Source organism: Ktedonobacter racemifer DSM 44963, assembly GCF_000178855.1.
Classification (GTDB): Bacteria; Chloroflexota; Ktedonobacteria; order Ktedonobacterales; family Ktedonobacteraceae; genus Ktedonobacter; species Ktedonobacter racemifer.
Genome location: NZ_ADVG01000005.1, coordinates 495,045 through 517,640, shown reverse-complemented (window position 1 = coordinate 517,640; position 22,596 = coordinate 495,045). Strand labels below are relative to the sequence as shown.

Genomic DNA, 22,596 nt, shown 5'->3' with positions numbered 1-22,596 from the left:
CTATGTGAACAGGAACAGCGATGTTCCTGGGATGAGCGTATGATTAGCGCAGGTAGTAGGTCAGGACCACGTCTCGCCGATTATGCCCAAGCGCTCTCGAGACCGCCAGTACTGCCTCTTCATCAAGAATGCCACGCGGAAGTCGACCAGTGGCGGGGGGAAGTGGTAGGCCTGAGAGTTGTTGATAGAGGGCCTGAGCATACTGTCGCCGATACGCGTGGATATCCAGGCGGCTTGGGATACGAGCAAAGACCTTCTCTTCCTCACTCCTTCCTTGCACCAGACTGCCTTGCCATAGAAGATGGGAACCATGCACCAGTCTACACAGGCCACGTGTTGTCTTCTCGTGATGTGCAGACAGAGAGCCAAGCTCCATCTATTGCACGTGCAGCGCCAGCATACCAGGATGGGTGGAGGGACTCAACATCCATCTAAAAATTGCGCCATACGGGGACCCCTGGCTTTAGCCATGGGGAGGAGCATGGCGCACTCCTTTCTGTGTATACTCATAGCCATCGGATCGTTGCACACAACGCATATATTTGGGGTGAATATCGACCTTCTCCAGTCGGAATGAAGGCCGATGACGAATGGCTATCCGTCCTTCAAATGTTCCTTTGGGCGTGATGGCTTTGACCAGATCACCCGTTTGATACCCAAGAAATTTCTTTTTGCGCTCTTTGTGCTGCTTCGGGAATCCATACTTGTCAGGCACACACATTTGCCTCCTCCCATGCCCTGTCGCTTTGATGCGCAGTGGGATGACTCCCTTCTGCAAAAGCACATCAGGCGTGCTCTTACCTACGCAAGCTGCATCGAGCCAGTGGGTTTTGGGGAGTCCTCGCGTGGTACGATTAAACTTCGTCAATCCACCGCTCCCACACTCGACAGGCAAGCCGAGAGCTTTCAGCCGTTCGAGCAAAGCACATCGTGTGCTATTGACAGCGCTGGCATCCTTGAGTGGCTTTTTGACCTGAGCGAGAAGACGCTTGAGCACTTCAGGTTTCTTTTTCAAGAAGACTTCGATCTCCTGAGTGCCTTTGGCAGTATTGCATGGTTCGCACGCCAAGGTAAGATTGCTCATCCTGTTCGTACCACTACGGGCACGTGGATGGATATGCTCTACCTGAAGCGGGACATCTTGTTTGCCACAATAGGCACACGTGCGTTCCCATTTTTCCAGCAAGTATTCCCTGACCTCATAGCCTTGCAAGGTTCCTTGCTGGTATTCCACACCTGCAATGTCGGGATTCTCCATCAATTGCATATCAAACTTCACAAGCTCCTGACTGAGAGTGGCAATGGGAGCATATCGACACAGGCGAGCTACCCACGTCAGAATGTTGGCAAGGCGACTTTCTAACGATGGTGGCAACCATCCCTTCTTCCTCCGTCGATTGTCAAATCGCGGCTTGCGGTAGCGTGTTTTACGCTGCCTACGCCCCTGGCGACTTGCACGACGGCTATCAAGACTGTCTTTAATTGCATGCCCTCGATGTGAGAGTTCAGCCGCGAACACAATTTTGCCGTTGGTGCCGTTCACCAGGGCAATTCCCGTCGTTTTACTGCCTGGATCGAGCTTGAGGTGCAAGGGTTGTACCTCTGGCTGTTCTACCACCCGTTTGAGCACAATGGTAAACGGATACCGTCTAAACACGGCTGCTTTCCCTTGCCTGAGCAAGCGCCTCGCGTGTCCTGGATGCACCGGATTTAAAGGTTTGCAGTCACTATCAATCACAAAAACATTGCTCACGTTGAGCCTCCTGTTTCCAGGGTAATGTTTGCCTCGACAATGATAGAGGGCGGTACTTTTCCCTGAGCACTGCATAGACCCCGCTTTGCTGTTTAACCCAGAGATTCTAGAGCTACCGGCTGGCACACACCTGTAGGTAGGAACTTGAACACTTCTCCTCTATCGTAGCCTGATAACCTCCTGCCTCGCGCAGAAGGTCCATGGCTAAGTCTGGACAGGTCCGAGCTTGCTTTCACAAGCCCCTGCCTTTAGGCATGAGGTACCTGACCCTGCTATCCCTTCTTATGCGCTGCGGTTCTCACGTACGAGAACGCATGTTCTACTGTAATACGGGTGAGCAGAGACTGTGGTTACATGTTTTCCACCACTTTCTCAAAAAGCGACTTTTCTCTTGGAAAAAGAGAATATGCGCCTTACTCCGGTTGAGTGGTAGGAGGCTTCACTGGGGATGGTTGCCGTCGTGGGTCGCTCCCGTCCCAGAAGCTCATGCTTCAGACAGCTTGCTGAACCGGAGAGGTCTACCGGCTCCGCCGCGCCATAGGGGGATTTTTTCTCGGGTGGCACGAAACGTGCGAAGGCGTCCACAGCAAGCGGGAGTACCATCAGTGCCCAAACACAGATCTCACGGGCTCAGATGACGTGCGTGGCGTGCTCTCCACACTCAGGCCTCCCTCCTCCTGGGAAGGGTGACGGTAAAGGCCGATCCTTTTCCGACGTCGCTGTCCACCACGATGGTTCCCCCATGGCCCTTGACGATCTCAGCCACAATAGAGAGCCCCATGCCCAGCCCGGGGATCGCTCGCAGCCTGGCAATATCGGCCCGATAGAAGCGCTCAAAAATCTTGTCGCACTGCTCTCGAGGGATGCCCAGGCCATGATCTCGCACCAAGATCGTGACCGCCTCTTCGGAGGAGGAGAGCTCCACCTCGACGGTCTTTGCATCGGGAGAATACTTCATGGCATTGCTGAGCAAGTTGCTGAAGACCTGTCCCAGCCGGTCTCGATCCCCAATCAGGCTGGTCTGCACGCTCCCACGGACCACAATGGTATGACTGGGACTCGTATGTTGCATGGTGTCGGTGACCTCCCGCAGCAGCTCGTCGAGATCCACACGCTTCCGGACGTACTCCAATCTCCCTGCCTGGATTTTGGAGGCATCCAGTAACTCTGCGATCAGGCGTTCCAGTTGCTTGACGGGCCCCTCCACCCTGGAAAGCTCGGTGGCCGCCTCGTGCTGGGAGTGCTTTTCAAGGCGTTTTCGCACCAGGTGGGTCTGCAGCTTGACTGCCGTGAGCGGAGTCCCCAGTTCATGGCTAACGATATTGAGAAAATCATACTTGTGTTGTTCCAGTTCTTTGCGCGCCGAATTATCCAGCACAGAGTGGATCACCTGGCGTGGAGAATGCTGGAAGACGACCCCGCACACGAGCACCGGCAGGCGACTGCCATCTTGACAGAGGTACTCTTTTTCATAGGGCGTCATCGACTCCTGGGTGTCCAGTTCCTGACGAGCCTGCAGGGTCCGAGCCATATATTCTGGAGGGGTCATCTGCAACACGTTCATGCACCCCGCGCGCAGGTCTTCTCGCGTATAGCTGGTCATGCGCAGAAAGGTATCGTTCGCATCCACAATCTGCTCGCCTTCGGTGACAAAGATCCCGATAATCTTGGATTTCATCAAGGTGTCTGCGCGCTCCAGAGCCGGGCGCAAGGTTTCTTCGATCCGCTTCTGCTCGTCGATATCGGTGCAGGTGCCAAACAACGTAACGATCTGACCTGTTTCATCGCGCATTGGCATGGCACGAGTTAAGAACCAACGATACTCCCCCGTCGGGCCCTGTTTGAGACGCTCTTCGTGCTCAAACATGGCTCCCGTCTCCAGGGCATACTCCCAATGCATTCGGTTGCCTTCCTGATCATCAGGATGGATGAACTGGAAATGAGCCCATACGCTTTGTACCTGTTCAAGCGTGAGCCCGACGTAGTCACGCCAGCGCTGGTTCACATACTCGTGCCAGCCGTTGGGTCGTGCCGTCCAGACCAACTGGGGAATAGCCTCGATCAGTGTGTCACCTGATGCAGGCGGAACACGCCTGGTTTGCTTGCTCTTCAACATAGCGCAGTTAATATCCCTTTCACGTGTCCCAATCCCTGGTGGCGAAGATGCGTACCTGCTCTGAACTCAAGAGGTCTAGAAAAATGATCTGCTCTAGTCGAGAAACAAGCGAGCTGGCACTTCGTATTCCCCCGGTCACGGCCTGTGCGCTCGTATTGGCATCCACAACCTTCTCAGTGTCATCGACGACACATGAGGCACGGGGAAGCGCCTCCAAGAGAGACGTATGTTGAGGACGTGATGTGAGCAGAGCGCCCACTAATATATTATCTGGGCACATAGCATTACCTCTCTTCTTTCCCCCTTGCTCAGTCCCTTGGGCAAAAGGAGCAGACGTGCTCGCTCAATGAAACGATCTGTTCCAACCTGGCTGGACGTTCACCACGCCATCATTCTTCAGCAGATGGTATTCTGCGTCTTTGCATGCACTCTACGGCAAGTACCATCTTCCTCTCTTTGAAGAGAGGGGGTGCCATGCGCAACGGAGGTGAAAGACGTTCTCTCCTGAGCAAGCGTTCCCATGACTATTCCTGTCGAGAACAGCCTTTTTCACAAACGTCAACATACAATGGCCAACATGTGAAAAAAGATTACCCCCAAATTGTGTTGTTGTCAATAGGATTGTGCTCAATCTAAAATTTCTTCATGAGCGAAGGACGTCAAACGTGGTTTGGACATACATTTCACGCTTGATAAGTTTCAAGTTGGCACGTAGCCTTCGGTTTCGCTCATTGCTTTCTGGCCGGGGTCGTGCCGCAGTAGAAGCGGCACGACCCCGCTCAATCCCCTGCGCAAACTGCCGCAGTTCTCGTACCGGGCTCATCTGGGCGCTCTCCAGCCAGGACGGAAGCCCAAACGCATGGGGACAATAGCGCAATTTAGAGTTGGAAAGAAGCGTAGAGAGTGGATCTAGCTCACATTTGAAACGTCATGCGTTGCAAACGCACCACTCCCGATGAGGTTCTACATGACCTCAGAAGATACCGTTGGCGAACCTTGGAGAGAGCCATGAGACAGCCAAGTAACAAGTGCATTGTGGATGTTTTCGGAACGGCTAACATTCAAAACCAAGCATATATCCAGCAAAAGATGCAATGATTTTTCAGGTCAATGATGGGAATTTTGGGCCAATCATTGGAATCGACCATCTGATCTGATGCAAATCCCCACTAGAAGGGCTGTTACACACAAGCCTCTTGTAAATTCGCGGTGGAACAGACAGCCATTTTTCGCTTCTTTCGCGCGAAAGGAAGAGCGAAAGGTGTGGACCCAACCAAGGCCGATCCGTTGACCTCTTTGGGCTGTTTCCTCGCGACATATGCGGCGCAGTGCCCACCCGAATTTCCACCTATTTGGAGTGAGAGGTCCCCAGTCGAGCGGTTTTTCTTTGCCAAAAAGAATGATCCAGTACAGCATTGAATAGAGTAAGTGGGTTGGGGTCTACCCTTCCCTCTTCACTGATTGATCCTTATGAATGGAAAGAGCGATATTCAGGAGTCACATACCATGAGCTTTCTTTTCGTAGAAGAAAAACGATTAAACACCTCTTTCGTTGACACCATCTGGCGCGTTCACCATGATGGTACTGGCACCTTTGTCTCTCAAGCGACGAGCCGTTGGGAAATAGTTATCACAAAACATCAAGGGAAGATGACACTCACCGTGCGGGGGCCGGAGACAAAAGCCACGCCTGTGGATTATTCATGGGCAGAAGCCGAAATGGTTGGCATTACCTTTCAGCCCGGCACCTATATGCCCCATCTTCCACCAGGAAAGGTCAGAGATTTACACGATAGTATCTTGCCTGAGGCAACTAGGAAATCTTTCTGGTTGCACGGCTCGGTCTGGCAATATCCAGACTATGAACATGCAGATCTATTTGTAGACCAACTGGTTCGGAACGGACTGCTCAGACGTGACCCCGTCGTGGATGCGCTCTTACAAGGCCACCCCCAGGAGTTGTCCCTCCGCTCGTTGCAATATCGTTTTGTGCACGTCACCGGACTGACACATCGTACTCTCCTGCAAATTGAACGTGCGAGGCTCGCCGCTCGCCTGTTAGAACAGGGAATGCCAATCCTCGATGTGGTTTTCGAGGCAGGCTATTTCGATCAGCCGCATCTGAGCAGATCGCTGAAGTCCCTCATCGGACAAACCCCTGCCCAGATCCGAGAGCATAGCTGTAAACTGCAAAACTTCGCGTTCTAGTTTTTGACCATTCGGTGACGTATCAAAGTCCTCTTCTAGCCTGCTCAGGCCACGCTTTACCTGATGAGCTACTACGTCACCGAATGGTCAAAAAAGATGGGACAACGATGTATCAAATTTATAAGCAAAGCCGACTCGAGCAGTTGCGTTTTTCTACAAGACAACGCTCTTTGGATGAGGCATACTATCTCCATCTGGCCGGATGCGAGCCCGCTGATCCAAGAGACAACGGAAGGAGAAATCGATAGGAGAAAACTCCAAACCTTCCTGCTTGGCTGCGAAAGGTGTGTTCTACGGTTGAAAGCCGAGAGTTGTTGTTCGATATGGAGGTAATCATGCGAAACATCGTTGTATCCGAGTTTGTGTCGTTGGACAATGTCATGCAAGCGCCTGGTGGCTCAGAAGAAGATACCGAGGGCGGCTTCACCCACGGCGGGTGGACAGGGCCGTTCTGGCACGATGACATTGGCGCGCACTTCTTTGAGGAAATGAGCAAAAGTGACGCGCTGCTTCTGGGGCGCAAAACATGGCAGATCCACGGCGGGGCATGGGAACCAATGCCAGCCGGTGACCCTTTTGCCGATGTCTTGAACACCATGCCGAAGTACGTGGTTTCCACCACCCTGACCACGGCCTCGGCCTGGCGCAACTCCACCTTGATTAGCAGCAATGTTGTCGAGGAAGTACGCAGCTTGAAAGCACAGCCCGGCAAGAACATCGTCATCGATGGCAGCAGCGTGCTGGTTCATATCTTGGCCGAGCACGATCTGATTGACGAATATAGCCTGCTTGTGTACCCGGTTGTGCTCGGCAGTGGCAAGAAGCTTTTTCCAGAGGGGCTGCGCGTTCATCTGCGCCTGATCGAATCCAGGCCATTCCCATCAGGCGTTGTGCTCATGCGCTACGCGCGCGCATGATGGGCCGCCGGCTACGCACTGTTAAAAGATGAATCTGAGCGGTGAACGCACGACAGTGTCAATTTGTAAATAGTGGAATTAAGCTGTTGATTTTTTTGCAATTACTCTGCTGATCAGAGGACATTCTTCCTCGGCGAGTTCCTCGAAATTAGCTTGGGAAGCCAAAGGCGGAAAAACTCTCTCGCCAGGATAATGCAGAAACTCCAACAGCTTAATTCCACTATTTACAGCCGGTGGAGTTGGAAAAGAGGGCAAGATTGGAGAAATTTTTGGTATGAGGGCTTGTTACAGAGAACGGCCCAGAAAGCCCCGCTCTTTCTAAGGCGGGGATGAATGGGCGTTCCTTTCGGGCTGGTTGGGTGGAGAGGAAGCATCGCTCTTCTTTCGCACTGTGTTCTCCACAGGATGAAGAACGATTATCGTCTTGTATTGTCTCACGCTTGCGCGCGAAGCTCATGGAAGTCAGAGCGCCGGATCCGGTATCCTCCTCTTCGACCTACCTGAAGAGCGCGGAGTTGCTTCTCACGAATTCATTTCCGAACGGTACGTCGTCGAGTGACCGGAAGAAGCCTGCTCAACTGGAATAGCTGTGTAGGCATGTGAACGTGGAGAAAGACACGAGGGACGGGCAGTAATCCCGTCTCTTTCTAAAGAGATATTCTGCATTGGAAGGCAACGCACATCATGAAGCGAGCCCGCGACACCGACCTTTCTTCTCGAACTCCCTCTCCAAGTCGATTGGAGCCAGGAACGCCATGTACGTGCGCACCTGGAAGCGGCTCGGTGCCTCTACAACGCTCTGCTTGCTGAAGCCATGAAGCGGCTCCGGTGCATGCGCAATGATCCGGCATGGAACAAGGCGCGGGCTCTCCCACGCTCGCACAAACAGCAACGCGCTCAGGCTTTTTCTGCCTTACGCAAGAAGTATCACTTCTCGGAATATGAGCTGCACGAGTATGCCACGTCTGCCCGTGTCTCCTGGATCGCTGATCACATCGATAGCACAATGGCTCAAACCCTTGCGACTCGCGCCTATCAGGCGGTCAATCGGGTCTGTGTTGGGAAAGCCAAACGCTTACGCTTCCGCAGCAAGGGACGTGGCATTGATAGCGTGGAGGGCAAGCGCAACGATGTCGGCATGCGCTTCGTGTGTGATCCCAATGCGGGCGATGGCGGCTTCCTGATCTGGAACAAAGAGGTCATCCCAGCCATCATCGACTGGCGAGACCCAGTGGTGCAGCATGGCATGCGCCACCCCATCAAGTATGTGCGCCTGGTTCGCCGCAAAGCTTCCTCACCACAGGCACAGGGAGCCGATAAAGGCAGCAATCGTTATTCCGTGCAATTGGTTTTAGAGGGCCATACCTTCGTCAAACCGAAGCATGAGGAGGGAGGCAAAGACACGATTGGCCTGGATATTGGCCCATCGACCCTCGCTCTTGTCCCTCGTCGAGCAAAAGCGGACCTGGTCACGTTCTGCCAGGAGCTTTCCCCCAATGCCAGCAAAAAACGCCGGTTGCAGCGCAAGATGGAGCGGCAAAGACGCGCCAATAATCCCGACAATTACGACGAAAAGGGACGTGTAAAAAAAGGTCGCCGAACCTGGAAGGAGAGTAAGCGATACCAGGCGAGCAGGCGACAACAGGCCACTACCGAAAGAAGGCTGGCTGCTCACCGCAAAAGTTTGCATGGCAATCTGGCTCATCGCATCGCTTCGGTGGGGAACACGATCGCCATAGAGAAAACCTCGTTCAAAGGATGGCAGAAGCAGTATGGTCGAAGCATGGGACTTCGCTCTCCAGGAGTGTTTGTAGCGCATTTGGCCCGCATAGTTGCAAAAACTGGCGGCACTCTGCACGAAGTTTCAGCCTACAAGAGCAAACTGTCTCAATATTGCCAGAAGTCGGGGCAGTATCACAAGAAGCCACGATCTGAGCGTTGGCATCGTTGTGAGTGCGGGTTGGGACCAGTGCAGCGTGATCTGTATTCGGCCTTCCTGATTGCCCACCTGGAACCTGAGCAAACAACACCCTCCATCACCCAGCACGTCTGGGAAGGTGCGGAGCCGCGCCTGCGAGCCGTGATGGAGGATCTGCAACAACGTGCGAATGAAGGGGAGCCATTCCCCCGAAGCATGGGCGTGTCGGCTTCTGGCAAAGCTGCCCGTGCCAGAGCGCGTCGGCTGAAAAGTCCTGCCTATCTCCACCAAGAGCCGGTTTCTCCTTCGGGAGAGTCCGGAAACGGTGGGTGAGGAACAGGAACCTCCGTGCATTTATGCCGGAGAGGCCTCAGAATGGTGGTCATATGAACTGCATATTGTCGAGTACGATAGGTAACCGAGAAGGAGAAGAGCTATGAGTAATGTTTTGAACATTCAAGAGGCAACTGAGAGCGAGAAGAAGCGGGATCGGAAGGCTGTGGTGATAACGGTGGTATTGTGGGTGATACAGGTGGCGGCGGCGGCTCTGCTTTTGATGGCGGGGAGCTTTAAGCTGATTGGAACGAATGAGATGTTGACGCAGTTTTATCCTGGGATGCCGAACGTGTTTATGCGTTTTATTGCGGTGTGCGAGGTTTTGGGGGCGTTGGGGTTGATTTTGCCGGGGATTGTGCGGAGGTGGCGGTGGTTGACGCCGCTGGCGGCGAGTGGGTTATTGGTGATTATGATTGGTGCGGTGGTGTATACGGTGGTGATGTTCGGGTGGGGTTTGGTGTTGTCGCCGTTGATATTGGCGATTTTGAGTGCGGTGGTGGTGTATGGGCGGTGGGCGTGGGGGTTGGATGTGATCAAGCGCGGCAGGGGGTAGCGTGATACCTATGGTTTTGTGTGTGGTGGTGTATGGGTGGCGTGATGGCGTTTCAAAAAGGGTAATCATGATGATAGATATCGATTTGTCGTGATTGGGGAGATTGTGGAACGAAGCTCACGTGCTACTTCACTGGCGGCTTTGTGTGTGGACACCCACCTTGCGATAAATACTTTGCGCCTGTGTTCGTACCGTTCTCACCTTCTGATCTATTTGGTATACCTCGAAATAACGTTAGGAAGGCTATCTTAGCGCCACGCCAGCTACTAACCACCGTATAGCAGGAATGTGTTACAAGAAACGAGCCAGAAAGCCCCGGTCATTCATGCCGGGGATGAATGGCTGTTCCTTGTTTGGGGCTTGGGTGGTGTAGGATGATACGTTGGATCGTCCCACAGAAGAAAAGCATCAACCGCACGCCGTACTAATTCCGCAACCGGAACACCCTCTTTCTCAGCTTGCTCTTGTAATTTTTCGTGTTGTTTTTCATTCAGATAAATGTTTGTACGCTTCATTCTTTCACCTCTTGCATACATCAAGATTTTGGTGTATAATATACCACAGCAAAAGGGAAGGAGCAAGAGAGAGAGAGAATGCTGATCTACGAGTACAAGCTCGACGGCAACACTGCCCAGTATAGCGCCATCGGCGAGGCCATCAGAATCACTCAATGTATCCGTAACAAGTGCCTGCGCCTCTGGATGGATACTCGTGGCATCAACAGGAACGATCTGCAATGCTACTGTGCTGAGCTTGCCAAAGCGTACAGCTTTGCCACACTGCTCAATTCCCAGGCACGGCAATCGGCTGCTGATCGCGCATGGGCTGCGATCTCTCGCTTCTATGAGCATTGCCGCAATCAGAAGCCAGGCAAGAAAGGCTATCCCCAATTTCAGCACGATTGCCGCAGTGTGGAGTACAAACAGACCGGATGGCGGCTTGAGCCTGATGGAAAGCATATTATCTTCACCGATGGCTGTGGCATTGGGCGACTACGTCTGATAGGCTGTCGTGATCTGGCGACGTGCCCTCTTCCACAGATGATGCGGGTACGTCTCCTCAAGCGTGCAGATGGCTACTATGCTCAAGTTCTTGTCAAAGCGGAGAGGCATGGAGAGCATGTGCCAACAGGCAAGCAGACTGGCATCGATCTCGGACTCAAAGCGTTCTTGACTGATGCCCAAGGCAACACCGTCGCCAACCCGCACCATCTGAGAAAGGCCGAACGCAAGCTCAAGCGGTTGCATCGTCGCCTTTCTCGCACACAGAAGAAGTCAGCCAACCGCAAGAAGGCCAGGAAGAAACTTGCAAAAGGCTATCTCAAGGTCCAGAGGCAGCGTGAAGATTTCGCCAGAAAGACGGCGAACGCGCTTATCACCTCTCACGATCTGATTGCCTATGAACACCTGAGAATAGCCAATCTCGTAAAAAACCGCAAGCTGGCAAAATCGATCAGTGATGCAGCCTGGGGCCGCTTTCTCCAGTGGCTCAAATACTATGGATCGATGCATAGCATACCAGTTATTGCGGTCGAACCAGCTTTCACCAGCCAGGATTGCAGTGCCTGTGGGGCACGCGTCAAGAAGTCGCTCAGTGTGAGGACGCATATCTGTCCCTCCTGTGGCGTAGTGCTTGACCGCGACCACAACGCCGCGCGTAACATTTTAGAGAAAGCCTATCGTACTGTCGGGCAGACAGGAACGGGTGAGGCGCAAGCCCCACCGAACGCTTCTGGACAGACCGCCTCTACTCGTTCTGGTCGCAGGGCCAGAGCGGGCAAGCGGGCTGGATGAAAGAAGAATCCCCCTGGATGTATCCGGGGGAGTGTCAAATACTTGGAAGCTAAAGTATCCATCGGGCCGGGGAGTACAAACTATGCTCCCTGGTTTCTTTTTGCTTGACTTGTCGCGCTCGACCTTTTCAACCCACCCCGAACACCAAGAGCGAACAGCGCGAACAGAGCGAGCAATTTATAGGCCCTCGAGTACGAATGGACCGGATTAATCCGGTCCATTCGTACTCGAGGGCCTATAAATTGCTCATAGCGACGGTTATTTACACGTAATCTGGGTAATATATTACTTAAATACTTTAGTTCCCTAAATCCTACCCCTGAGAACAATAACCTTCACTCCGGGCCTTATAGTAGGCTGATTCGAGCAGAGATAAGTCAGATGACACTTCTTTTTGAGGGAGTAAGCGTTTTATGCTTGATGTAACTGGATTGTCGTCAAATAAAGGAGGTATGATGTGGATTTATCCCAACCTGGTACGACTTCATCTCAGAACGAGGTTTCGCTTTCAGGATGGTTGGGGAGTCTATTGGGTACGCTTAGTATGGTGTTGCTCGGCTTTTCCATGTTGAGTTCCTGGCGGGCGCTGAGTATGGCGGATGTGCTTTACCACATGCCAGAACAGGAGCGCGTTAGCCGTTTTACGTCAACTCCTGGCTTTAATCATGAAGCATTCGATGCGATGGAACTTATAGGCGAGGTCACTGTGGTACTAGGAACTATCCTGCTGGTCATCGCGCTCGTTACCGTATCCTTGAGTTGGCGCAGAGCACGACTGACGAAGGGTCACGCCCAACGCTTACTCACGGCCTGGGGAGTTTCCTGTGTGACTATTAGTTTTCTATTACTGGCGGTCAGTTTGAACTGGCTCTGGCAAGCCCACCTCGTACATCGTCTGTAACTATCCTTCAGGCTGATAGCATGTCCTCAACAATAAAAGGAAGCAAGTCTATTGAAGCTCATGGAGGAACTGGTCCCGCTTCTGATCTGAAGCATACAGATGATGTACCTGTTGTAGAAGGGCGGCCTGTCGATCTGATCTTCCTGCGGGGTGGCGAGGCGTCCCTCGCCGGGCTTCGTTTCGCCCTCATAAGTATCCTGCTTTTCCTTGTGTCTTGTATAAGCGCGGTTTATGCTAGACAGCTAGCGGATAGTCTGTATACGGCTGAAACATACGAGGTGGCAAGGATAAATGGATATCATTACTGGGATGTCCCCGGCTTTAACTGGCAAGGCTGCGAACTGGGACTATCCATAGGTGTTTTTTGCCTGCTTGTGGGGGCTGGTGTCATGATAGCTGCACTCATCTCATCGTATGCCAGTCTGAACCACTTATTCAGAGCCAGGGAGAGGCGTGTCAGAAGACTGGTACGATGGAGTATGATCCTAAGTCATCTGTGTATACTCCTGCTGTTACTTGCCTTAGGGTTAGTGACAAATGCCCTCTTGCGCTTCTCCTTTTGGATGGCCTTTCCCTTCTAGTACCTTCTAGCCGCAAATTCTGCTTGCCTATGCAGGATGATAATCAGTAGAAGCCCTCAAGTACGAATGGACCGGATTACAACGCTAGCGTTGTAATCCGGTCCATTCGTACTTGAGGGCCTTTCTCAGGCGTGCATAATGGTCCGCTGTGCTGCGGACCTGTTTGCCAGAAAAGGAGGCTTGTCCGGTGGTGGTGGCCGTCACGGCCAGGTAGCGCTGACCCACGTCCACGCCAAGCGATACGCCTGATGGCGCAACAAGCGCCTGGTATGTATGTGCAAGAAGCGCAAGATCGAAGAAGTTTTCTTCTTTCCAAGGAGGTAGGATAGGTGAGTGGCATCTTGTAAGCATGCCTGTCATTCCGCAAGGATCGAGGAGTTTTTTGCTCATGACAACTACATCCAATACGAACAATCCGGCAGGAAAATACACCCCTATCAATGGTATCAATCTTTACTATGAGCTTCATGGCACTGGTAAGCCGTTAATCATGCTGCACGGTGGCTTTGGAACCTTTGACATGTTCGCCGCTCTTTCTCCCGCGCTTGCTCAGAATCACCAGATCGTTGGGGTCGATCTTTACGGGCACGGGCGCACTGCCCTCACTGATCGCCCCTTTGACTTTGAGCACCTGGCTGATGACATCGCTGGCCTGATAGAGCACCTTGGATTGGAAACAGCTGATCTCCTGGGCTACTCCCTTGGAGGCGCTGTGGCTCTGCAGACCGCCATTCGCCATCCAGAACGGATCGACAAACTCGTGGTGATCTCCACGCCGTTCAAACGAACTGGCTGGCACCCCGAGATGCAAGCTGGCATGGCATCGACGTCCCCTGAGTTCTTCCTGGGTACTCCTATGCATGAGGCCTATATGCGTGTGGCGCCAAAGCCAGAAGATTTTTCTCGTTTTGTTGCCACCTTGAGGGAAGGGATGAGTCAGGACTATGATTGGAGGGAGCAGGTCGCTGCTCTCAAATCTCCCACCCTGATTATCGCTGGCGATTCCGATGGGTTTCCTCCTTCGCATGCCGTCGAGTTTTTCAATCTCCTCGGCGGTGGCTTGAAGGATGCCGGTTGGAATGGTGAACACCTTATCCCTTCACAACTCGCTATCTTGCCCGGCGCGACCCATTACAATATTGTCTTCCGACCCGATCTGCTGCTCCCGGTGCTTGCACCTTTTCTTGGCGAAAAGCAAGCACCGGAATAGTTGAGCAGTCGCACCTATCTCCTCGTGAGAAATTGAGGAGCCATCAGGCGAGGATTTTGACGCAAATCCTCGCCATTTGATCTGTACTGACCCACATCAAGCGCTGATGTTCGGGAGCATTCTTTTCAGTCCGATTTGTCAATTGCCAGGGAGATTCTATCAATAGCCGCCAAAAAACACAGGCAATTCTTGATCCAGATCAGTCCCCTGTTCTTCAAAGAGGTGAAAGGTATAGGCGCGTAAGCGCGAGTAACATCTTTCCAAGAGCGCAGGATGTTTCCGCACTCAAAGTAGAGTCATTGCCCTCCCATCAGATCTCTTGCAACACAACCTGATCTTCCGGTATTAGACTCCCCAGCAATCATTTTCAGACCCGTGTTTCCATCATCGATTTGCATTTTTGTTTCCCGATTGCTATGGTATCTTTAGGTGTTGGGAAACAAGAGAATTTACTTCTGGAGAGAGAGAAGCAGAGGGAACTATGCCTAAAACTGCTGATTGTGGCGTAATCTGGCGTTCAGAGCGTGTGGCTTATGATATATACCAGGATCAGCGCAGGCACCGGCTCAGCATTGAGCCGGGAAGCCAGGAATGGTTTGACTGGCTTGCTGCTCACTCCTCTTTTTCTTTCCAGGGCAAAAATGGAGCGATGACGGTCTGCCAGGAGCGGCGACAGCGCGGAGGCAGCTATTGGTATGCCTATCGCCGAAATGCACAAAAAGTCGTGAAAAAGTACCTTGGCCGCTCTCGTGAACTTACTGTCGGGCGCTTAGAAGAGGTGGCACAACAGTTGCAGCAGACACGAGGGTTGCCAAACCCGCAGGGTGGGGCGGCGCTCTCACAGCGCTCTCCTGTCGCACTTGCCGCGCAGTTTGCCTTTGCCACACACTCGGAAAAATCCAGTGAACTCCAGCAGACGACGTTAGCGCCTCGGCTGGCAGCAGACTCACCCCTCTTTCTGACCACCAGGCTCTCGCCCCCACCAGTCCAGCAGCCGCTGATCAGGCGTGAGCGCCTGTTTGCTCTTTTAGAGCAAGGCACGATGCGCACCCTGACGATCCTCTCTGCGGCCGCTGGTTTTGGCAAAACGACGCTCCTGGCACAATGGTTGGCCGAGTATCACCATCCGGTCGCCTGGCTGACGTGTGAGGCTGAGGATAATGAGATGCGTCGCTTTCTGAGCTACCTGATTGCCGCGTTCCAGCAGATTGAGCCGGGATTGGGGATGCTCGCCACGGAGCTTCTCCAGAAACAACCGCTCACGGCATGGGAGGCTGTTTTGCCTGCGCTGTCCAATGATCTGGCCTCATTGCCCACCTGCTTGCTGGTCCTGGATGATTATCAGCTGATTATCTCGCGCGATTCCCATAGCTCGCTGGATTATCTGTTGTCCCACCTGCCGCCGCAGATCCATGTGCTTCTGAGCAGCAGAACTACCCCTCCTTTAACGCTCGGGCGTTTGCGGGTCAATCGGCAGCTCTTCGAAATTGATGAGGGCGATCTCCGTTTGAACGCGCTAGAAATTGCCCGCTATTTTAGCGAGTTGATGCAAAGGCCCCTACTTCCTGAGGAGGTGCAACTTCTAGAGCAGCGCACCGAAGGATGGATCGCGGGCGTGCAGTTAGCGGCCCTGCTGCTCCAGAAACATGCAGGCATGGGAGAGGTCCTCAATGCCTTTACCGGACAGCATCGCTTTGTCTATCGCTACCTCTTTGAAGAGATCCTGGCGCACCAGCCGCCTGAGTGGGAGGCATTTCTGGTGCAGACCAGCCTGCTCTCGCGTTTGAATGCCTCTCTCTGTGAGATGGTCACTGGCCAATCTCATGGACAGGAGACCCTGGAGGCGCTCGAAGAAGCCAGGCTTTTTTTGTATCCATTGGACGAAGAGCGCTGCTGGTATCGGTATCATCCGCTCTTCGCGGAAATGCTGCACGCCCGGCTTCAGCAAACTGGGGCAGAGCTGGTGCCGGAGCTGCACCGGCGCGCCTGTACATGGTATGCCCGGCACATGCTTATCCCAGAAGCGGTGCGGCACGCCCTGGCTATTCCTGACACGCGCCAGGCGCTGCACCTCATTCTGCCCGATAAAGATACACTTTCCCAGGAAGTGCCACTCCAGACAATGCTGGAGTGGGTGCGCGCCCTGCCGGAAGCACTACTGCTGGAATATCCAGAACTCCACCTGCATTATGTGACGCTCCTGCTGATCACCTACCAGTTTACCGCAGCGGAAGCACACCTGGAGATCATCGAGCGCTCAGTGTACGAGAGAGAGGAACATGTTGTCGAGCAGGAAACGCGTCTGGGAGAAATCGCTTTGCTGCGCGGCTTCCTAGCGATCTATCAAGGCGATCTTGCGCGGGGCTTTTTCTGGGAGCAACAGGCCGCCCGGCTGCTCTCCGCTCTTTCCGAGAAGCAGACTATCGCGCTGTTCCTGAGCTCGTTATTACAGATGCAAAAGACGAAACAGGGCAACCCGGCGCGTTCAGGGGAGCCTTCGCGCGAGAACGCGGTGCTGAAAGAGTTTCGTTCTCCCGCTACCCTGTTTCGCCTGGTACACAGCGCTTTCTCTTGCCAGCAACAGGGAAAGCTCCGACGCGCTCAGGCTCTCTATGAGCGCGCGGCACAGTTGATTGAGCAGCAGAAACAGTTTTTTCCAGATACGTCACTGAACATCACATTCTACTTCGGCCTGGGCTATTTGCGCTGGGAGCAGAACAATCTCAAGGAGGCCGAGAGCATCCTGACTCGCGGATACCAGCTCTTGCAGGAGATATTTACCTCTCCCAGCAACGCCGATACTACCTGGCAACACTTCAGTAAACAGTTCTCTAAAATGCTGCCTTTGATCCAGAATGAGATCCTGTTGCAGGGTATCAGCACGCTGGCCGAAATTGCCAGTACCCAGGGTGATGTGCAGCGTGCCCATATAATCCTGCGCGATTTTGCTCAGTTGATTGAGCCCTTCCCTTTAGCATCTGCTCTGCTGCCGCAAATCTCGGCGCAGCGGGCAGCCATCTCACTGAGGGCTGGACAGCTCACGGAAGCGCTCACTTGGGCTGAGCAGCAGGGGATCTCCCTGGTCTCCTTGCCTGAAATGCAAGAGCAGCGCAGCTATATGGTCCAGTTTCGCCTGGTGCTCATACAGGCTCATGGCCGTTTACAACGCACCATGCTACGAGCAGCACAGCCCGTGCTCCACCAGTTGTTGCGAGAAGGGAAAGCCCGAACTCGTCCGGGAAACAGCCTTGAGCTTTTGATACTGCTGGCTGTGGTCCACGAGATGCTGGGAGAGCACGCACTCGCCCAGGATTTTTTCTCCGCCGTACTAGAGTATGTCCGCCTGGAAGGATACCGGAGCAGTGTTGTGCGCGAACTGCCGCTCCTTGAACCGCTCCTGCGAACTATCGCTGAGTCTTCGCCTGCGATGAGCATGTCTCTCCAGTCCATTCTCACCGCGGGCAGTCTCAACGCCCCATCCACAATACAACCCGATCATCTGGCGCTTCTGCGCGAACGTACGCGGGCCGGGGAGCAGATCCTGAGCCCGCGAGAAAGGGAAGTCTTACTCCTGCTGAGCACCGGCGCCTCGAATCAGGAGATTGCGAACCAGCTAATCATCACCCTCGGGACGGTGAAGCGCCATGTGAACACTATTCTCGCAACCCTGCAAGTCAGCAATCGCACTCAGGCTGTTGCCCGCGCGCGCGAGCTTTCCCTCCTCTAAGTCCACCCATTCAGCTCACTGGATAGTTTTGTTACCCAACAGGTATGGCTTTCCTCACGTTGGGAAACAAACTAGCTGCCGGCCTCCTCAACCAGCTGCTCCCTTTTGCCGCTTTTGCCGCTCTCTCTGCCATCTCTACACCAGGAGAAACACCATCAAATGTATCATTGGGAGCATGACAATGGCTGGTCAGCCCCCTATACTCCAAATAAAGGACAGCCATTCTCCATTCAGGAAGATAACCGCTTTTCTGGTGGAAGGGCGCCAGGTTAAACCACAGAAGAAAGAGGAGGCAAACCATGTTCGATCGCTGGAAGCTCAAAGATTTTGCTCCAGGAGAAGGAAGAGCTCTCGGGGCTTTTACTGAGCACTTCACCATCGATGATGAGTGGATCGATATTTCGGCGCCTGGAGATGTCTACCAGGCACTAGTGGCGGCGGGCCGGGTGCAAGACCCGTTTTATGATCAGAACGAATTAACGTGCGCCTGGGTGCGCGACCGCGAATGGTGGTATCGCGTCGAATTTCTGTATGAGCAAGAAACATCCCTCCAGGCAGATGAACGCCTGCAACTTGTCTTCGAGGGATTGGATACCTTTGCGACCATCTGGCTCAACGGCCAGGAAATTGGGCACTCATCCAACATGTTCCGCGAGGCCGTCTTTGACGTGACCGAGCAGATGTGCCTGAACGGCCCGAATACGCTGGCCCTCTGCTTCGACCGCCCACTGGATCGCATCAAAGACATGACCGCGCCTTCCTGGGGCCTGCCTCTCTTAGACGATGCCGGTCTTCTGGGGAATACTGGTCGCACGTTGATGCGCAAGGCTCAATTTGGCTATGGCTGGGATTTCGGCCCTGATCTCCCGACGGTGGGAATCTGGCGCCCGGTGAAATTGTACCGCCAGCGCCAGGCGGCGATTGCGGGGGTCCACTTCGCGACGGAGAAAGTAGACCAGGAGCGGGATCTGGCCTTGATCTCAATCAAGGTCGAGGTAGAGCACTTTGCCGGGGAGGGTCCGTTCACTGTCGCGTTCAAACTCACAGCCCCCGGAGAAGCCTCGGAAGAGATTGCAGAAGCGCAAACAGTGCTTTCAGGTGAGAGCGGCGAGGATCAGGTTGCCCATTTTTCCGTGCGGGTCGAGCATCCCCGGCTCTGGTGGACTCCCGAACTGGGTGAGCCAACGCTGCATACATTGCAGGTTAGTTTGCGCCAGGGTGAGGTTGAGCTGGATCAGCAAGAGCTCCAGGTGGGCATTCGTACCCTGCAATTGGATCAGACGCCGGACCCGGCAGAGCCAGGAACGCATTTCTTCCGCTTTATTCTCAACAACGTGCCCATCTTTGCACGCGGGGCAAACTGGCTCCCGGCCAGTTCTCTCATAGGATCAGTTCCGACCGAACGCTATACAGCCCTGCTTACAGCGGCGCGGGATGCCAATATGAACATGCTGCGCATCTGGGGCGGTGGCATTTATGAGCAGGATCAGTTCTATGCCCTCTGCGACCAGCTCGGCATCTTACTCTGGCACGATTTCATGTTTGCCTGTGGACAGTATCCCGAGGATAACGCAGACTTTGTCAACGAAGTGAGTGCGGAAGTGCGTTACCAGGTCAAACGGCTGCGCAATCATCCCAGCATGGCCCTCTGGTGCGGCAACAATGAATCGCAGATGATTCATCAGATGCTGAGCTCGTCCATTCCGGGTCTGCCTCCTCTGTCTGGCACGCTCTACTACGACGAAATCATGCCTCACACTGTCCAGGCAAATGATGGACATACCCCCTACTGGCCGGGCAGCCCGTTCGGAAACGGAATGCTGGAAGGAGATTATCACGATTGGCATGTCTGGCACGGCTTTCCGCTGCCTGATGCCGACAATCCGCCAGCCCAGACGTCCGAGGCGCCCGCACTTTTCCTCCAGCCGACGCCGGAGGCCGTCTCGTTTGTGCATTACGCGGAAGATAGAGCCCGCTTTGTCAGCGAATTTGGCATGCATGCCTCCCCCGTAGCTGAGACGCTGCGCCGAGTCATTCCACCGGATCAGCTCTATCATCACAGCCCCTCGATCGATCATCACAATAAAGACAACCCAAAAAATAAGGGAGATCTGTTGATGTCATCGGTCACTGGTCTGCCGCAGAACCTGGAAGAATATATCGATTTCAGCATGATCGCTCAGGCCGAGGGACTGAAATTTGGCATCGAGCACTTCCGCCGGCGCAAACCTCACTGTTCTGGCTCGCTGATCTGGCAGTTGAATGACTGTTGGCCAGGCTTTAGCTGGAGTATCCTCGACTATTATGGCTTTGGCAAAGCCAGCTATTACTATGTCCGGCGAGCATACGCGCCAGTCCTGGCCTCTTTCCAAGCTCTGACAGATGGAACGGTCGAACTCTGGCTGACCAACGATACGCAGTGTGAGCTTAACGACACGGTGGTGATCCAGTATGGTTCTTTTGACAAGGGTGTCCTCCGGGAAGAAGCACTGCAAGTCCATATCCCAGCTAATGGAAGTCAGCCAGTCTGGCAGTCGGACATCTTGCACGGCGCTGCTTCTGCCAGGCACTATCTCCTGGTGCGTTCCCAACAAGAGCAGTTTCCCGCCAACCGCCACTTCTTCACTGCCGTCAAGGATCTGGAGCGTTCTCCGGCTGCCTTGGAGTTTACCATAACCTCACAGAGTGAGCACGAAATGCAGGTGAACATACATGCGTCTTCTTATGCTTACTTCGTCTATCTTAGCATCGCGGATGAGCAAACGCATTTTAGTGACAATTACTTTGATATGAGCGCGGAAGATGAGCGAACCATTGTTGTCTCAAACCCGGCTCGGGCCATTACGCCCGAGATGCTTTCTGTCGCCTGGCGCTAAACAGCGCCTATCCTGATCTCAAAGAAGAGGTATCATTATGGCAGATTATCCACTTTCTTCGTTAGAGCCGACGTCATCTCAGGAGATTCCTGAAGCGTTGCAGGCTCCCACTCAGCCCGTGAGCAAAGGCTTTGTCGCCGCGCTGACTGCCGCAAACCTGGTTATCTGGATAAGCGTTCTCCCTGTGCTCCAGTTATTATTACCAGAACAGGTGGGAGCCATTGACGCGGTACACAAAACGCTCAACTTGGGTATTGTGACCTCCATTGGCGCTTTCGTCTCACTACTCGCCAATCCCATTGTTGGCGCGTTAAGCGATCGAACGAGCTCGCGTCTGGGACGGAGGCGTCCGTGGATTCTGGCCGGGGCGCTTTTGAGCGCCCTGGCCCTGGCTTTGCTGTGGAAGGCGACTACCATTGTTGCTCTGGTCATCGGCTGGAGCTTGATGCAGTTGTTCTCGAATTTTCTCCAGGCAGCAGCCACGGCCATTGTCCCTGACCGGATTCCCGCGAGCCAGCGTGGAACCATTACCGGCCTTGTGAGTATGTCCACGCCGCTCGGCGCGATTCTTGGCGTGATCCTGATCGGCCAGGTATTGAAGAACTTCGACATCAGTTACCTATTCCTGATCGCACTTGTCCTGGTGGTTCTGCTTCCCTACACGTTCTTTCTCCGTGAAAAGGTGCTTCCCAAGGGATACCTGCCCCCCTTCCAGTTAGGGACGTTCCTGAAAAATTTCTGGATCAACCCCCGGGCCTATCCTGATTTTGGCTGGGCCTGGCTCGCGCGTTTTATTGTCATGCTGGGCTATGCCTCAGCAACCGGCTATACCTATTATTATCTCCAGGACGCGGTCCACTACACGCAGCTCTTTCCTGGCCAGACGATTGCGCAGGGTTCCTCGCTCTTAAGCCTGTTTTCGGTCGTCTTCCTGATTCTCTCGACCATAGTGGGCGGCATGCTCTCTGATCGTTTTCAGCGGCGCAAGCTGTTTGTGATTGTCGCCAGCGTCATCATCGCACTTGCGCTGTTCTTGATGGGTTTTTTCCCCTCGTGGCCAGTGGTGATCGTCGCTACCTGCTTGCAGGGCGTCGGGTTTGGCTGTTACCTGGCGGTTGACTTTGTGCTGGTCACGCTCGTTCTGCCCTCTGAGGGAGACCGGGGAAAAGACCTGGGAATTCTGAATATCGCCAACTCGCTGCCCCAGTCCCTAGCACCCTTGCTGGCCGGGATTGTCCTCAGCCTGACCCACAATAGCTACTTCATCTTGTTCGTGATGGCCGGGCTGATCGCGCTGACAGGTGCTTTCCTGGTTCAGCCTATTAGGTCTGTGCGCTAACGCAGCGGCGCAGCAGCGCCTCCCCGGAGGCGCTGCTGCGCCGCGATAGGTCGTCGGTAGTGTCCGAACCTCCCATTGGCCTGTCGCGTGTAAATGCAAGTTCTCTCCGGCTCATGTCGCGAGTGCAATAGCAAGCCCTTTGTGAGGCTTGCTATTGCACTCGCGCCTATTCTCTGCAGCTATTTCGGCTAAAGCTTCTAATGCGCATTTTCTTAGATGCGGTAACAAAAAACACGCGACAGCGACGGCGAGTCCTGGGAGACCGTCCCCAGATCCAAGGCTTGGCTCGCCGGTTGAGTTGGGCACTGACCACACGGGTGGCCTGCTCGATCCCTTTGGGATTGGCGAAGCTTTGCCCAGCGAGTGCA

General features: G+C 53.9%; 16 protein-coding genes and 1 pseudogene. 10 read left to right on the top strand and 7 right to left on the bottom strand.

Annotation, left to right across the window (positions count from 1 at the left end; genetic code table 11):
- Positions 1–43: 43 nt before the first annotated feature.
- The 5 genes from KRAC_RS56370 to KRAC_RS73325 all read right to left on the bottom strand — a co-directional run bounded on the left by KRAC_RS56370 (position 44) and on the right by KRAC_RS73325 (position 4,692).
- Positions 44–280, bottom strand: coding sequence for a hypothetical protein (locus KRAC_RS56370; RefSeq protein WP_244422624.1), 237 nt, complete (start codon positions 278–280; stop codon positions 44–46).
- Positions 281–463: 183 nt separating this feature from the next.
- Positions 464–1,753, bottom strand: a complete 1,290-nt coding sequence (gene iscB / locus KRAC_RS56365) for an RNA-guided endonuclease IscB (RefSeq protein ID WP_007922475.1) — start codon at positions 1,751–1,753, stop codon at positions 464–466.
- A 661-nt stretch (positions 1,754–2,414) separates the two neighbouring features.
- Positions 2,415–3,869, bottom strand: a complete 1,455-nt coding sequence (locus tag KRAC_RS56360; RefSeq protein ID WP_007922474.1) for an ATP-binding protein — start codon at positions 3,867–3,869, stop codon at positions 2,415–2,417.
- Positions 3,870–3,888: 19 nt separating this feature from the next.
- Entirely contained in the window at positions 3,889–4,149 is a 261-nt protein-coding gene (locus KRAC_RS56355; RefSeq protein ID WP_007922473.1) for a hypothetical protein, read from the bottom strand.
- A 363-nt stretch (positions 4,150–4,512) separates the two neighbouring features.
- Entirely contained in the window at positions 4,513–4,692 is a 180-nt protein-coding gene (locus KRAC_RS73325; RefSeq protein WP_007922472.1) for a hypothetical protein, read from the bottom strand.
- Between the two features lie 683 nt (positions 4,693–5,375).
- On the opposite strand from KRAC_RS73325, the gene KRAC_RS56350 reads away from it, so the two are divergent.
- The 4 genes from KRAC_RS56350 to KRAC_RS64585 all read left to right on the top strand — a co-directional run bounded on the left by KRAC_RS56350 (position 5,376) and on the right by KRAC_RS64585 (position 9,801).
- Positions 5,376–6,077 (top strand): helix-turn-helix domain-containing protein, encoded by a 702-nt coding sequence (locus KRAC_RS56350; protein WP_007922471.1) that lies wholly within the window; start codon positions 5,376–5,378, stop codon positions 6,075–6,077.
- Positions 6,078–6,412: 335 nt separating this feature from the next.
- On the top strand, positions 6,413–6,994 hold the full coding sequence (locus KRAC_RS56345) for a dihydrofolate reductase family protein (protein ID WP_007922470.1): 582 nt from the start codon (positions 6,413–6,415) through the stop codon (positions 6,992–6,994).
- A gap of 832 nt (positions 6,995–7,826) precedes the next feature.
- Positions 7,827–9,245 (top strand): hypothetical protein, encoded by a 1,419-nt coding sequence (locus KRAC_RS56340; RefSeq protein WP_040448536.1) that lies wholly within the window; start codon positions 7,827–7,829, stop codon positions 9,243–9,245.
- A 103-nt stretch (positions 9,246–9,348) separates the two neighbouring features.
- Positions 9,349–9,801 (top strand): DoxX family protein, encoded by a 453-nt coding sequence (locus KRAC_RS64585; RefSeq protein ID WP_007922468.1) that lies wholly within the window; start codon positions 9,349–9,351, stop codon positions 9,799–9,801.
- A gap of 323 nt (positions 9,802–10,124) precedes the next feature.
- On the opposite strand, the gene KRAC_RS68520 is transcribed toward KRAC_RS64585, so the two are convergent.
- Complete coding sequence (locus tag KRAC_RS68520) at positions 10,125–10,316, bottom strand: ribbon-helix-helix protein, CopG family (protein ID WP_007922465.1); 192 nt, start codon at positions 10,314–10,316, stop codon at positions 10,125–10,127.
- A gap of 78 nt (positions 10,317–10,394) precedes the next feature.
- On the opposite strand from KRAC_RS68520, the gene KRAC_RS56330 reads away from it, so the two are divergent.
- On the top strand, positions 10,395–11,594 hold the full coding sequence (locus KRAC_RS56330) for an RNA-guided endonuclease InsQ/TnpB family protein (RefSeq protein ID WP_007922464.1): 1,200 nt from the start codon (positions 10,395–10,397) through the stop codon (positions 11,592–11,594).
- Positions 11,595–12,051: 457 nt separating this feature from the next.
- Positions 12,052–12,495: a hypothetical protein gene (locus KRAC_RS56325; RefSeq protein ID WP_007922459.1), complete on the top strand. Its 444-nt coding sequence runs from the start codon at positions 12,052–12,054 to the stop codon at positions 12,493–12,495.
- A 680-nt stretch (positions 12,496–13,175) separates the two neighbouring features.
- Here the strand turns inward: KRAC_RS56325 and KRAC_RS73320 are convergent.
- Positions 13,176–13,313, bottom strand: a pseudogene (locus KRAC_RS73320) (RNA-guided endonuclease InsQ/TnpB family protein); the annotation flags it as partial.
- Between the two features lie 151 nt (positions 13,314–13,464).
- On the opposite strand from KRAC_RS73320, the gene KRAC_RS56310 reads away from it, so the two are divergent.
- The 4 genes from KRAC_RS56310 (at position 13,465) to KRAC_RS56290 (ending at position 22,228) form a co-directional block, all read left to right on the top strand.
- Positions 13,465–14,286, top strand: a complete 822-nt coding sequence (locus KRAC_RS56310) for an alpha/beta fold hydrolase (RefSeq protein ID WP_007922456.1) — start codon at positions 13,465–13,467, stop codon at positions 14,284–14,286.
- A 481-nt stretch (positions 14,287–14,767) separates the two neighbouring features.
- On the top strand, positions 14,768–18,013 hold the full coding sequence (locus KRAC_RS56305; protein ID WP_007922455.1) for a winged helix-turn-helix domain-containing protein: 3,246 nt from the start codon (positions 14,768–14,770) through the stop codon (positions 18,011–18,013).
- 299 nt (positions 18,014–18,312) lie between these two features.
- Positions 18,313–20,889: a beta-mannosidase gene (locus KRAC_RS56295; RefSeq protein WP_007922453.1), complete on the top strand. Its 2,577-nt coding sequence runs from the start codon at positions 18,313–18,315 to the stop codon at positions 20,887–20,889.
- A 37-nt stretch (positions 20,890–20,926) separates the two neighbouring features.
- Positions 20,927–22,228 (top strand): MFS transporter, encoded by a 1,302-nt coding sequence (locus KRAC_RS56290; protein ID WP_007922452.1) that lies wholly within the window; start codon positions 20,927–20,929, stop codon positions 22,226–22,228.
- The last annotated feature ends 368 nt before the right edge of the window (positions 22,229–22,596 follow it).